Raw genomic sequence first — 13,088 nt, 5'->3', positions numbered from 1 at the left:
TCCGCGCTCTCCTTTCGCACGCCCTGATCCGCTGATCCCCTGAGCCCCGGCCCTCCGCGGCCCGGGCTCCGGCGCCTCCGGCGGCTCCGGCCCTCCGTACCCCCGCTGCCCCACGAACTCCGCCGCCGTACACGGCGGGTGGGGCCGATGGGCGTGGAGGCCGACGGGCGTGCGCTTCCTCCTGCCCCACCCCCCGGACCTCCCCTCCCTCTCCCCTTCCGTGGAGCACCCATGACTCTCACCAGCCATGCTCGACCGGATATATCCGTCAAAAGAGCATCCGTGCACTCGGTCGGCGCCGCCCCCGTACTCGTACCCGTCGTACCCGCCTCGGCGAAACGGCGCTCCCCGCCCCGCTGGGTACGGCGCACCATCGGACCGCTCCTGCTCCTGGCCGCGTGGCAACTGGCCAGCAGCCTGGGCTGGTTGCCCGCCGACGTGCTCGCACCGCCCTCGACCATCGCGCGCGCCGCCGCCGGCCTGATCGGGGACGGCACCCTACCCGCCGCGATGGGGGTGTCGCTCCAGCGCGTGGCGATCGGCCTGGTCCTGGGCGGCACGGTGGGGACGGTACTGGCGCTGCTGTCCGGGCTCTCGCGGCTGGGCGAGGACCTGATCGACGCGAGCGTGCAGATGCTGCGCACCGTGCCCTGGGTGGGGCTCATCCCGCTGTTCATCATCTGGATGGGCATCGGGGAGGCGCCGAAGGTGGCGCTCATCGCCCTCGGAACGGCCTTCCACCTGTACCTGAACGTGTACGCCGGAATCCGCGGAGTGGACGAGCAACTCATCGAAGCGGGCAGGGCATTGGGGCTGGGCCGTTGGGGCCTGGTACGGCACGTGGTGCTGCCCGGCGCGCTGCCCGGGTTCATGACCGGGCTGCGGTACTCCCTCGCCACCGGCTGGCTGGCCCTGGTGTTCGGGGAGTCCATCAACGCCGATGCCGGGATCGGGTTCCTGATGAACCAGGCCCGCGAGTTCTTCCGCACGGACGTCATCGTCGTCTGCCTCGTCGTCTACGCCTTCCTCGGCCTCACCGCCGACCTCATCGTCCGCGCTCTCGAAAGGCTGCTGCTGCAATGGCGACCGACCTTCACCGGCCAGTGACCGCTGCCGCCGCCACCGGCACCGTCACGGCGGACCCGACCGACCCGACCAACCCGAGCGACCCGGCCGATACCGCCGTACGGGTCCGGGGCCTGACCCGGTCCTTCGACGGCCGGGCCGCCATCGACGGACTCGATCTGACCTTGCGGGCCGGTCAGTTCACCGTGCTCCTCGGCCGCAGCGGCTGCGGGAAGTCCACCCTGCTGCGGGTGCTCGCCGGTCTGGACCGGGAGATCGAGGGCGAGGTCCTGGTGCCCGAGCGCCGGGCGGTGGCCTTCCAGGCTCCCCGGCTGATGCCCTGGAAGAAGGTCTGGCGCAATGTACTGCTCGGCCTGCCCGGGCGCCCCGAACGGGACCGAGCGGAGCGGGCGTTGGCCGAGGTCGGGCTGGAACACCGGACCGATGCCTGGCCGAAGACCCTGTCCGGCGGCGAGGCGCAGCGGGCCTCCCTGGCCCGCGCCCTGGTCCGGGAGCCCGATCTGCTGCTGCTGGACGAGCCGTTCGGCGCGCTCGACGCGCTGACCCGGATCAATGCCCAGCGACTGGTCGCCGAGCTGTGGCAGCGGCGCGGCTGCGCGGTGCTGCTGGTCACGCACGACGTCGACGAGGCGGTGCTGCTGGCCGACCGCGTGCTCGTGATGGACGAGGGCCGCATCGCCCACGACACCGAGGTCCAGCTGGAGCGGCCGCGCTCGGTCGGCGACCCCGGGTTCGCCGCGCTGCGGGCCCGGCTGCTGGCCGAGCTCGGCGTCAGCTGAGCTCCGACCGACCCCCTCCGCCTTCCCCGCCCTGATTCCCGTACGAGAGATCGAAGAGAAGCGACATGAGACGTCACACCCTGCCCCTGCTCGCCGCGCTGCTTCCGCTGTCGCTGGTCCTGACCGCCTGCGGCGGCAGTTCGGCCGCCGACACCGGTTCCGGTTCGAAGGACGGCGCCAAGAGCGGCGCCAAGGTCACCCTCAACGTGGGTGACCAGAAGGGCGGTTACGAGTCGCTGCTGCGGGCCGCCGGTGAACTGGACAGGCTCGACTACCAGATCAAGTGGTCCACCTTCACCTCCGGGCCGCCGCTGCTGGAGGCCGTCAACGCCAAGGCCGTCGACATCGGCGGCGTAGGCAACACCCCGCCCGTCTTCGCCGCCGCCGCCAAGTCGAAGATCGTGGTGGTGGGCGCCACCCACGGGTCCTCCACCGGCGAGGCGATCCTCGTACCCAAGGGCTCCGCCCTCCAGACCCCCGCCGAGCTGCGCGGCAAGAAGATCGCTGTGGCGCAGGGCAGTTCGGCCCACTTCCAGCTGATCGCGAGCCTCCAGCAGGCCGGCCTGACCCCGGCCGACGTCCAGATCACCCTGCTCCAGCCGGCCGACGCGCTGGCCGCCTTCAACAGCGGCAAGGTCGACGCCTGGGCGGTCTGGGACCCGTACACCTCCCAGGTGCTGCGTTCCGGCGCCCGCGTCCTGACCAGCGGCGAGGGAATCGTCAACGGGCTCGGCTTCCAGGTGGCGGCGCCCGGCGCGCTGGCCGACGAGGCCAAGAGCACGGCCATCGGGGACTACCTCGAGCGTCTCCAGCGCGCCCAGGACTGGGTGTTCAAGCACCCGGAGGAGTGGGCCAAGGTCTGGTCGAAGGAGACGGGACTGCCGTACGAGGTGGCCTTCGACGCGGTGAAGCGGAGCAACGGCACCCGGGTGCCGGTCGCCGTGGACGACGCGGCCGTGGCCTCCGAGCAGAAGATCGCCGACACCTTCACCGAGCTGAAGCTGATCCCGGGCAAGGTCGTCTTCAAGGACTTCGTCGACACCCGCTTCAACAAGAACCTGCCGCCCTCCACCACCCCCGCGCGCACGTACGGGAAGGACTCCTGATGACGGTACGACTGCACTGGTTCCTGCCGACCGGTGGCGACGGCCGCACCCTGGTCGACCGGCACGCCTACGCCAACAACCACGCCGCGGCCGGGGTGCGCGAGCCCGACATCGAGTACCTCGCCCAGATCGCGAAGGCGGCCGAGCGGCTCGGCTTCGAGGCGGTGCTGACCCCGACCGGCACCTGGTGCGAGGACGCCTGGCTGACGACGGTGGCGCTGGCGCAGCACACCGAGCGGCTGAAGTTCCTGGTGGCCTTCCGGCCGGGGGTGATCTCGCCGACGCTGGCCGCGCAGATGGCGGCGACGTACCAGCGGATCACGCGCGGCCGGCTGCTGCTCAACGTGGTGACGGGCGGCGACTCGGCGGAGCAGCGGCGCTTCGGCGACCACCTCGGCCACGATCTGCGCTACGCGCGCACGGCCGAGTTCCTCTCGGTCGTCCGCGGCGTCTGGGGCGGGCAGCCCTTCGACTTCCACGGCGAGCACTACCGGATCGACGGCGGACTGACGGCGCTGCCGCCCGACCCGCTGCCGGAGATCTTCTTCGGCGGGTCCTCGGCGGCGGCGGGTCCGGTGGCCGCCGAGCACGCGGACGTGTACCTGACGTGGGGCGAGCGGCCGCAGGAGGTGAAGGAGAAGATCGACTGGATCCGTTCGCTGGCCGAGGAGCGGGGCCGGACGGTGAAGTTCGGCATCCGGCTGCACACCATCTCCCGGGATTCGGCGAAGGAGGCCTGGGCGGCGGCGGACCGGCTGCTCGGCGACCTGGACGACGCGTCCATCGCCGCGGCGCAGACGGCGCTGGGCGCGAGCGAGTCGGTCGGCCAGCAGCGGATGCTGGCCCTGCACGGCGGCTCGCGCGACAAGCTGGAGATTTCGCCGAACCTGTGGGCCGGGGTCGGCCTGGTACGCGGGGGCGCCGGCACCGCCCTGGTCGGCAGCCACGGGGACGTGGCGGACCGGATCGAGGAGTACCACGCGCTCGGGATCGAGAACTTCGTGCTGTCGGGCTATCCGCACCTGGAGGAGGCGTACTGGTTCGGCGAGGGGGTGACCCCGGAGCTCGCGGCGCGCGGCCTGCTCGCGCGCTGAGCCGGGGACGGGAAGATCTCGGCGCCGCTCCCAGTTGGTAGAACCGTGAACGAATTCGCGGTGCAGGACCTGAACGTGGTGGACGTGGTGGTCGTGGGCGCGGGACAGGCGGGACTGTCCAGCGCCTACCACCTGGCGCGGGCGGGCATCGGCCACGCGGTCCTGGACCATGCGCCGCGCCCGGGCGGTGCGTGGCAGTTCCGCTGGCCCTCGCTCACCTACGGCAAGGTCCACGGGATGCACGCCCTGCCCGGGATGGAACTGACCGGCGCCGATCCCCTGCGGCCGTCCTCGGAGGTGATCGCGGAGTACTTCGCCGCCTACGAGGACCGCTTCGACCTGCGCGTACGCCGACCCGTGGACGTCACCGCCGTACGCGACGGGCAGGACGGCCGGCTCCTGGTGGAATCCCGGTCGGGGACCTGGTCGGCGCGGGCGCTGATCAACGCCACCGGGACCTGGGACCGACCGTTCTGGCCGCGCTACCCGGGACAGGAGCTCTTCCGGGGCCGCCAGCTGCACACGGCGAACTACCCGGGCCCGGCGGAATTCGCCGGAGCACGGGTCGTCGTGGTGGGCGGAGGCACCTCGGCGGTGCAGCACCTGCTGGAGATCGCCGAGGTGGCGGCGCGCACCACCTGGGTCACCCGCCGGCCTCCGGTCTTCCGCGACGGGAGCTTCGGCGAGGAGCAGGGCCGTGCGGCGGTGGCCCTGGTGGAGGACCGGGTACGGCAGGGCCTGCCGCCCCGGAGCGTGGTCAGCGTCACCGGGCTGCCGCTGAACGAGGCCGTCCGGGGCGGGCTGGAGTCGGGGGTCCTGGACCGCCTCCCGATGTTCGACCACCTCACGAGCACGGGGGTCGCCTGGTCGGACGGCAGCCGGGTGGAGGCCGACGTGATCCTGTGGGCCACCGGCTTCCGGCCCGCCATCGACCACCTGGCTCCGCTGCGCCTGCGCGAGCCGGGCGGCGGCATCCGCCTCGACGGCACCCGGGCGGTCCGCGACGAGCGGATCCACCTGGTCGGATACGGCCCCTCGGCCTCCACCATCGGCGCCAACCGGGCCGGCGGCGCCGCGGTCCGTGAGATCCGCCGCCTGCTCGCCCGCACCGGGGCCGGTATCCGCTAGGCCGGCCTGCCCCGGGCCGGAGCGCGCGGCCTGCTCAAGTCGCGCGCGAGGCCGACCGGAGCCGGTTGAACTCGGCCACGTGCCGCTTGTGTTCCTCGTACGTCGCCGAGAAGCGGGTATCCCCCTGCTTCACCGTGACGAAGAAGAGCCAGTTTCCGGGCGTCGGGGCCACCGCGGCGGCCATGGCCTGCAGGCCGGGACTGTCGATCGGGGTGGGCGGCAGGCCCTGGCGCTCGTACGTGTTGAAGGGGCTGTCGATCTTCGTCTCGCTCAGCTTGGTGTCCACCGTGGAACGGTTCAGCGCGTAGTTGATGGTGGAGTCCATCTGGAGCGGCATCGATTTCGCCAGCCGGTTGTGCACCACCCGGGCGACCTTGCCCATGTCCCCGCGGGTCTCGGCCTCCGCCTCGATGATGCTGGCGAGGGTGGCCGTCTGGTACGGGGTCATTCCGTGGGCCTTGCCGCCGTCCGCGACGGCCTGGGTGGCGAGGCTCTTGTTGGCCGTCTCGACCATGTAGGTGAGCAGTGCTGCCGGGGTGGACTTCGAGGTCACCGGGTAGGTGGCCGGGAAGAGGTACCCCTCCGGGTTGCCCTTCGCCTCGGCGGGCAGCGGCAGGGCGGTCGTGGCGGCCGCGGCCTTGGCGGAGCCGGCGGGGAGCTTCAGTTCGCGGTCGATGGCGGCGTAGACCTGTGGGGCCCGCCAGCCCTCGGGGATCAGCAACTGGCGCGGCTTCTCGGGCGCTTGCTCCCCGGGGATCAGGGGGATCAGGAGGGCTGCCCCGAGCCCCAGGACGGTTCCGAGGAAGAGCGCCAGCCTGCCCCGGCGGGTGAGCCGGGAACGGCGCGGTGACGGCGGCCGGTTCTCATGACGCATGCGGGCACGCTAACCCGCGAACCGTCGGATTCCCGACATCCGACCCGTGTGCCGGTCATACGATCACACGTTCACCGGGGTCGGCTCGGTGCCGCGCAGGGTGTCCGGCTTGAACGTCCCGGGCTTGAGCAGGCCGGCCGTGCGCAACGCGGAACCGGGCGCCCCGGACAGCAGCCCTCCGGACGCGGGGGTCTCCGGCTTGAGCGTGGTCTCCCGGTCGCGGCGCACGAGGGCGGCGTAGCGGCCGTCGGCCTTCAGCAGTTCCTCATGGGTGCCGCGCTCCGCTATCCGGCCGCCGTCGAGGACGACGATCTGGTCGGCGTCGCGGACGGTGGAGAGACGGTGGGCGATGGTGATGGTGGTGCGACCCTCGGAGAGATTGTCGATGGCCCGCTGCACGGCGTGCTCGGTGCGGGTGTCCAGCGCGCTGGTGGCCTCGTCGAGGATCAGCACCGGCGGGTCGCGCAGGATGGTGCGCGCGATGGCCAGGCGCTGCTTCTCTCCGCCGGAGAACCGGTAGCCCCGCTCGCCGACGAGGGTGTCGTATCCGTCGGGCAGGGACTCGATGTGGTCGTGGATCTGGGCCGCGCGGGCCGCCTCCGCTATCTCCTCGTCGGTGGCGTCCGGCTTGGCGAAGCGCAGGTTGTCGGCGACGGAGGCGTGGAAGAGGTAGGTCTCCTGGGACACCACGCCGATGGAGCGGGCCAGGGAGTCGAAGTCGAGGTCGCGCACGTCCACGCCGTCGAGGACGACCCGGCCGCCGGTGACGTCGTAGAGCCGGGGCACGAGGTAGCTCAGCGTGCTCTTGCCTGATCCGGTCGGGCCGACCACCGCGAGGGAACCGCCGGCCGGGACCGTGATGTCGATGCCGGTGAGGGTGGGGCCGCTCTTGGCGTCGTAGGCGAAGTGGACGTCCTCCAGGCGGACCTCGCCCTTGGCGCGGTCGAGGCGGACGGGATCCTCGCGCTCGGTGATGTCCACCGGCAGGTCGAGGTACTCGAAGATGCGGGCGAAGAGCGCCAGGGAGGTCTGGATCTGGACGCCGGTCGACAACAGGCTCACGGCGGGCCGGAACAGGCCCTGCTGGAGGGTGACGAAGGCGACGAGGGTGCCGACCGAGAGCGAAGGGGCTCCGGTCTGCAAGGCTATGCCGGCCGCCCAGTAGATGAGCGCGGGCATGGCGGCCATGACGATGCCGATGGTGGACATCCGCCAGCGTCCGGCCATGCTGGAGCGCACTTCGAGGTCGACGAGCTTCTCGGACTCCTCCGCGAAGGAGCTGGTGAGCGAATCGGCGCGGCCCATGGTGCGGCCGAGCAGGATGCCGCTGACCGACAGGGACTCGGTGACCGTCGCGGCCATCGCGGCCATCTGCTTCTGACGCTGCGCGGTGATCTTCTTGCGCTCGCCGCCGACGCGGCGGCTGATCCACACGAAGACGGGCAGCAGGGCGAGCGAGACGAGCGTGAGCCGCCAGTCGAGCGCGAGCATCGCGACGACGGAGGCGATGACGGCCGTCGCGTTCGAGACGAGGGAGGTCGCCGTGGAGGTGACCGTGGCCTGCATGCCGCCGATGTCATTGGCGATGCGGGACTGCACCTCGCCGGTGCGCGTACGGGTGAAGAAGGCCAGCGGCATCCGCTGGAGCTGTGCGTAGACGGCGGTGCGCAGATCGTGCATGACGCGCTGGCCGACGGTGGTGGATATCAGGGTCTGGAGCACGCCGAAGATGCTGGTGACGACGGCGGTCGCGATCATGCCGAGGGCGAGCAGGCTGAGCAGCCCGGTACGGCCCTGCGGGATCGCGACGTCGAGGATCTCCTTCAGCAGGAAGGGGGTGGCGACCCCGACCAGCGAGGAGGCGGCGACCAGTACGCCGACGACGGCGAGGCGGCCCCGGTAGGGCCGGAACAGGCCGACGATGCGGCGCAGCTCGCGCGGCCGCTCGTCCGGGGCGGGACCGCTGGGGTCCAGGGATTCCTTCGAGGGCTCCCACTCGGGTTCCTTGGGGCGCATGGGCCTCCTTCATGACAGGTGACGAGACTCGAATGAGCATAGCTCATTGTTACCTATACTCACAATGAATCTGGTCCTGATATCGTTCCCATTATGAGGACCGCAGCATGAGCACCGCTTCCGAGACCGACAGCAGCCAGGGCGCCGGCGCCGATGGCACCGACACCACGGACGGCGTGCTCGCCGAGCAGCTGCTCCGCCTGACCCGGCGGCTGCACCGCATCCAGAAGCGCCATCTGGAGCCGCTCGGCATCACCCCGGCCCAGTCCCGGCTGCTGCGCACCGTCGCCCACCTCTCCGCGGTGCGGCCGCCCCGGATGGCGGATCTCGCCGCCCGCCTGGAGGTGGTGCCCCGCGCCGTGACCACGCTGGTCGACGGCCTGGAGAGCGCAGACTGCGTCCGCCGCGTGCCCGACCCGGAGAACCGCCGCGTCATAAGGATCGAGCTCACCGACACCGGCCGCGCCACGCTGCGCCGTCTGCGCAACGCGCGAACCGGCGCCGCAGAGGAGATCCTGGCTCCATTGACCGCCGATCAGCGCGAGGTGCTCGGCGGGCTGCTGAACGCTCTGGCGGACGCTCCGGCGGAGCACGGCTGCTGACGGGCGACGGTCCGGCCGGGACCGGGCCGGGGCTGCGCCGAACGAGTGAGAACGACCGACACGGCGCGAGTTGAGGGGCTGCAGATGCCACTGCTGGAACCGAAGCCGGGGGCCCTGCGCCCGCGCACCATCAGCGGTCCCGCCCCCGACCGGGTGCCGGACCGCAGGTCCACGGGCACCCCCGAGCCGCTGCGGAGCGAGCTGGCCGAACTGCTGGGCGCCGGCAAGGTGCTCTCGGGCGTCTCCGACCTGGTCCGCTACGCCTCCGACGCGTCCCCGTACCGGTTCCTGCCGCAGGTCGTCGTGATCGCCGAGGACATCGACGACGTCTCCGCCGTCCTGTCCTACGCCCACGGCAAACAGCGCGAGGTGGTCTTCCGGGCCGCCGGGACCTCCCTCAACGGTCAGGCCCAGGGCGAGGACATCCTCGTCGACGTCCGCCGCCACTGGGCCGGGGTCGAGGTGCTGGAGGAGGGCCTGCGGGCCCGGATCCAGCCCGGCACCACCGTCGTGCGCGCCAATGCCGCGCTCGCCCGGCACGGCCGCGTCCTCGGCCCGGACCCGGCCAGTGCCATCGCCTGCACCCTCGGCGGAGTCGTCGCGAACAACGCCTCGGGCATGACGGCGGGCACCACGAGGAACTCGTACCGCACCCTGTCCTCCCTCACCTTCGTCCTGCCGAGCGGCACCGTCGTGGACACCGCCGACCCGCTCGCCGACGAGGAGCTGGCGCACGCCGAGCCCTCCCTCTGCCACGGACTGATGGAGATCAAGAAGGAGATCGAGGCGGATCCGGAACTCGTCGCCCGCATCCGGGCCAAGTACGAGATCAAGAACACCACCGGCTACCGACTCGACGCCTACCTCGACGGCGCCACCCCGGTGGAGATCCTGCGCGGGCTGATGGTCGGCTCCGAGGGCACGCTCGGCTTCATCGCCGAGGTCGTCTTCGACACCCTGCCGCTGGACCGCGAGCTCACCAGCGCCCTGCTCTTCTTCCCCTCGCTGCCCGCCGCGGCCGCCGCCGTACCGCTCTTCAACGACGCGGGGGCGCTGGCCGTCGAGCTGATGGACGGCAACACCCTGCGCGCCTCGGTGAGCGTCGCGGGCGTCCCCGCCGACTGGGCCGAGCTGCCCAAGGACACCACCGCGCTGCTGGTGGAGTTCCGGGCCCCCGACGAGGCCGGCCGCGCGGAGTACGAGCGGCTGGCCGCCGGGGTGCTGGCCGGGCTGGACCTGGTGGCCCCGGTGGCCTCGGTGACCAATGCCTTCACCCGCGACGCCAAGACCATCTCCGGCTACTGGAAGGCCCGCAAGGCCTTCGTCACGGCTGTCGGCGGCGCCCGCGCCTCCGGCACCACCCTGATCACCGAGGACTTCGCCGTCCCCCCGTCCCGGCTGGCCGAGGCCTGCGAGGCCCTCCTCGAACTCCAGGCGGAGCACGGCTTCGACGCCGCCGTCGCGGGCCACGCCTCCCACGGCAACCTGCACTTCCTGCTCGCCTTCGACGCCGCCCGGCCCGCGGACGTGGAACGGTACGCCGCGTTCATGGACGCCTTCTGCCGGCTCACCGTGGAGCGGTTCGACGGCTCGCTGAAGGCCGAGCACTCCACCGGCCGCAACATGGCCCCCTTCCTGGAACTGGAGTGGGGGCCCCGGGCCACCGAGATGATGTGGCGCACCAAGCGGGTCATCGACCCCGACCTGGTCCTCGCCCCGCGGATCCTCCTGGACCGCGACCCGAAGGCACACCTGCGCGGCCTCAAGACGATCCCGCAGGTGGAGGCCGTCGCCGACCCCTGCATCGAGTGCGGGTTCTGCGAACCGACCTGCCCCAGCGAGGACCTGACGACCACCCCGCGCCAGCGGATCGTGCTGCGCCGGGAGATGATGCGCCAGCAGCCCGGCTCCCCGGTGCTCGACGGCCTGCTCGACGCCTACGGGTACGACGCCGTGGACACCTGCGCCGGCGACTCCACCTGCAAGCTCGCGTGTCCCGTCGGCATCGACACCGGCGCCCTGATGAAGGACTTCCGCCACCGCCGGCACAGCCCGCGCGAGGAGCGCGCCGCCGAGCTCGCCGCCCTGCGGTTCGGCGCGGTCGAGGTGGCCGCGCGGCTGGCCGTGGCCGCCGCCGACAAGATCACCGACGCCGTCGGGGACGGGATCCTGCGGGCCGTGACGGGGGCCGCGCGCAAGGCCGTACGGCCCGACCTGGTTCCGGAGTGGCTTGCGCAGATCCCGGGCGCGGCGGCCCGCGAGCTCCCCGACACCCGGCGCGTGGGCGCCGCCGCGGTCTACTACCCGGCCTGCGTCAACCGGATCTTCGGCGGCCCCGACGGTGGGTCCGGGCCCTCCCTGCCCGAGGCGGTGGTGGCGGTGTCGGAGCGGGCCGGCAGGCCGGTGTGGATCCCCGGGGACGTCCGGGGCACCTGCTGCGCGACGATCTGGCACTCCAAGGGGTACGACGCCGGCAACCGCGTGATGGCCAACCGGATCGTGGAGGCGGCCTGGGGCTGGACGGCCGGCGGGCGGCTGCCGCTGGTGGTCGACGCGTCCTCCTGCACCCTGGGCATCGCGCACGAGGTGGTCCCCTACCTGACGGACGACAACCGCTCGCTCCACTCCGAGCTGCGGATCGTCGACTCCATCGTCTGGGCCGCCGAGGAGCTGCTGCCGCACCTGGAGGTACGGCGGACGGTCGGCTCGGCGGTGCTCCACCCCACCTGCTCGATGCGGCACCTGGACGACGAGGCGCAACTGCGGGCGGTGGCCGAGGCCTGCGCCGACGAGGTGGTGGTCCCGTACGACGCGGGGTGCTGCGCCTTCGCCGGCGACCGCGGGATGCTGCACCCGGAGCTGACGGAGTCGGCGACGGCGCGCGAGGCCGCCGAGGTGACGGCGCGGGAGTTCGACGCGCACCTGTCGGCGAACCGGATGTGCGAGGTGGGCATGGACCGGGCCACGGGCCGCAGCTACTACTCGGCGCTGCTGGAACTGGAACGCGCCACCCGCCCGTAGGGGCGGGTGGCGCGGCCCGCTCGGCCGTTCCGGTCAGACCACGGTGACCTGGTGGTGCACCACCGCGTCGAACAGGTAGCCCTGCGTGTTGTGGGGCGTGGTCGCCGGCTGCGTCCGTCCGGTGGTGTCGGTGGCCCGTGCGAGCAGCGCGGTCGGACCGGTGGCCCGCGGGGTCCACGGCAGTGACCAGCGCACCCAGCCGCCCCGGTGCGGGGCATCGTGCAGCCGGGCCCGCTGCCAGCGGACCCCGCCGTCGGTACTGACCTCCACCCGGTGCACGGCCGCCGCGCCCGACCACGAGCGCCCGGTCAGCAGCCGCGTCCGGTGGGCCGGGACGGTCGCACCGTGCTCCAGCTCGAAGGCGCTCTTGAGGGTCTGGCGGGTCAGCGGGGCGCTGCCCTGCGGAGGCTGGTCGGGCCCGAAGAGCCGGTACAGGTCGGTGTTCCACGGTGTGTAGAGGGGCTGCCCGCTCACCTCGATGTCCCCGACCCACTTGATCGAGGAGATCCCGATCCAGCTCGGTACGACCACCCGGACCGGACCGCCGTGGTCGGGCGGCAGCGGCTCGCCGTTCATCTCGTACGCGAGGATCACGTCGTCGAGGGCCTTGGACACGGGCAGCGGGCGCCGCACCCGGCCCAGGTTCACCCCGTTCGTAACAACCTCGTCGTCCAGCCCGCGGGGCAGTACGTCCACGGCCCCGCGGGCCAGGCCCGCGCGCCTGAGGACGTCGGACAGCCGGGCGCCGCGCCAGCGCGCCACGCCGATCGCGCCGAGGGTCCACGCGGTCCCGGTCACCTGCTGCCCCTGCTGGGTGGTGTAGAAGCTCCGGCCGTTGCCCGCGCACTCGATGAACAGGGTCCGCTCGACGGCAGGCAGCGCGCGCAGCTGGTCGTAGGAGAACTCGACCGGCCCGCCGGTCAGGGCGTCGCCCCACACCTTCAGCCGCCAGTCGTGCGCGTCGAGGCGCGGGGTGACGGTGTGGTTGCGTACGAAGAACCGGTCGATGGGGGTCAGGGGGCCCGTGTCGCGCAGGGCGGCGAAGTTCGTCTCCGCGTTGGTGCCCCGGATGGTGAACAGCTCCGGCGGCAGCGGCTTCACGGTCCCGGGCGCGGCGGCGGTCGGCGCGGCGGCGGCTCCGGCGGCTCCGCCCTTTTCGGCCGCGCCCGTTGCGGAGGCTTCGGCGGTTCCGGCGGCGCCCAGGCCCAGGGATCCGGCCGCGGCCCCCGCAGCGAACAGCTTCAGCAGGTCGCGGCGGTCCACCCCGGAGGAGCGGGCGCGGCCACGCGCCCACTGCCGCAGGCGCGCACGGTCGTACTGGCTCTCGTCCGACAGGTCGAGGGGCATGGCGGGACACTCCTTGGTCGTGATTCCCGACGGAC

At 72.5% G+C, this 13,088-nt stretch carries 10 protein-coding genes; 7 read left to right on the top strand and 3 right to left on the bottom strand.

What is annotated here, in order from left to right:
• Positions 1-231 precede the first annotated feature (231 nt).
• The 5 genes from OG730_RS35895 to OG730_RS35875 all read left to right on the top strand — a co-directional run bounded on the left by OG730_RS35895 (position 232) and on the right by OG730_RS35875 (position 5,193).
• Positions 232-1,107 carry an ABC transporter permease gene (locus tag OG730_RS35895; protein WP_327308153.1) on the top strand — a complete coding sequence of 292 codons (876 nt, stop codon included), beginning with the start codon at positions 232-234 and terminating at the stop codon, positions 1,105-1,107.
• A complete protein-coding gene (locus OG730_RS35890; RefSeq protein ID WP_327308152.1) occupies positions 1,080-1,865 on the top strand; it encodes an ABC transporter ATP-binding protein in 786 nt (261 codons plus the stop codon). The genes OG730_RS35895 and OG730_RS35890 overlap by 28 nt, the downstream gene beginning before the upstream one ends.
• 65 nt (positions 1,866-1,930) lie before the next feature.
• A complete protein-coding gene (locus tag OG730_RS35885; protein ID WP_327308151.1) occupies positions 1,931-2,971 on the top strand; it encodes an ABC transporter substrate-binding protein in 1,041 nt (346 codons plus the stop codon).
• Positions 2,971-4,065 (top strand): LLM class flavin-dependent oxidoreductase, encoded by a 1,095-nt coding sequence (locus OG730_RS35880; protein WP_327308149.1) that lies wholly within the window; start codon positions 2,971-2,973, stop codon positions 4,063-4,065. Before OG730_RS35885 ends, OG730_RS35880 begins: the two co-directional genes overlap by 1 nt.
• A gap of 69 nt (positions 4,066-4,134) precedes the next feature.
• On the top strand, positions 4,135-5,193 hold the full coding sequence (locus tag OG730_RS35875; protein WP_327309557.1) for an FAD-dependent oxidoreductase: 1,059 nt from the start codon (positions 4,135-4,137) through the stop codon (positions 5,191-5,193).
• Positions 5,194-5,227: 34 nt separating this feature from the next.
• On the opposite strand, the gene mltG is transcribed toward OG730_RS35875, so the two are convergent.
• Positions 5,228-6,067 (bottom strand): endolytic transglycosylase MltG, encoded by an 840-nt coding sequence (gene mltG, locus OG730_RS35870; protein ID WP_327308148.1) that lies wholly within the window; start codon positions 6,065-6,067, stop codon positions 5,228-5,230.
• Positions 6,068-6,130: 63 nt separating this feature from the next.
• Complete coding sequence (locus tag OG730_RS35865) at positions 6,131-8,083, bottom strand: ABC transporter ATP-binding protein (RefSeq protein ID WP_327308147.1); 1,953 nt, start codon at positions 8,081-8,083, stop codon at positions 6,131-6,133.
• A gap of 107 nt (positions 8,084-8,190) precedes the next feature.
• Between OG730_RS35865 and OG730_RS35860 the strand changes: the two genes are divergently transcribed.
• Both OG730_RS35860 and OG730_RS35855 read left to right on the top strand, forming a co-directional pair.
• On the top strand, positions 8,191-8,685 hold the full coding sequence (locus OG730_RS35860) for a MarR family winged helix-turn-helix transcriptional regulator (RefSeq protein ID WP_327308146.1): 495 nt from the start codon (positions 8,191-8,193) through the stop codon (positions 8,683-8,685).
• A gap of 84 nt (positions 8,686-8,769) precedes the next feature.
• Entirely contained in the window at positions 8,770-11,706 is a 2,937-nt protein-coding gene (locus OG730_RS35855; RefSeq protein WP_327308145.1) for an FAD-binding and (Fe-S)-binding domain-containing protein, read from the top strand.
• Positions 11,707-11,739: 33 nt separating this feature from the next.
• On the opposite strand, the gene OG730_RS35850 is transcribed toward OG730_RS35855, so the two are convergent.
• Positions 11,740-13,053, bottom strand: a complete 1,314-nt coding sequence (locus OG730_RS35850) for a sulfite oxidase (RefSeq protein WP_327308144.1) — start codon at positions 13,051-13,053, stop codon at positions 11,740-11,742.
• Positions 13,054-13,088 lie beyond the last annotated feature (35 nt).

Origin of the sequence: Streptomyces sp. NBC_01298 (assembly GCF_035978755.1) — a bacterium.
GTDB lineage: Bacteria > Actinomycetota > Actinomycetes > Streptomycetales > Streptomycetaceae > Streptomyces.
Note: the sequence above shows the minus strand (reverse complement) of the source record. Positions and strands in the feature narration are given on the sequence as shown.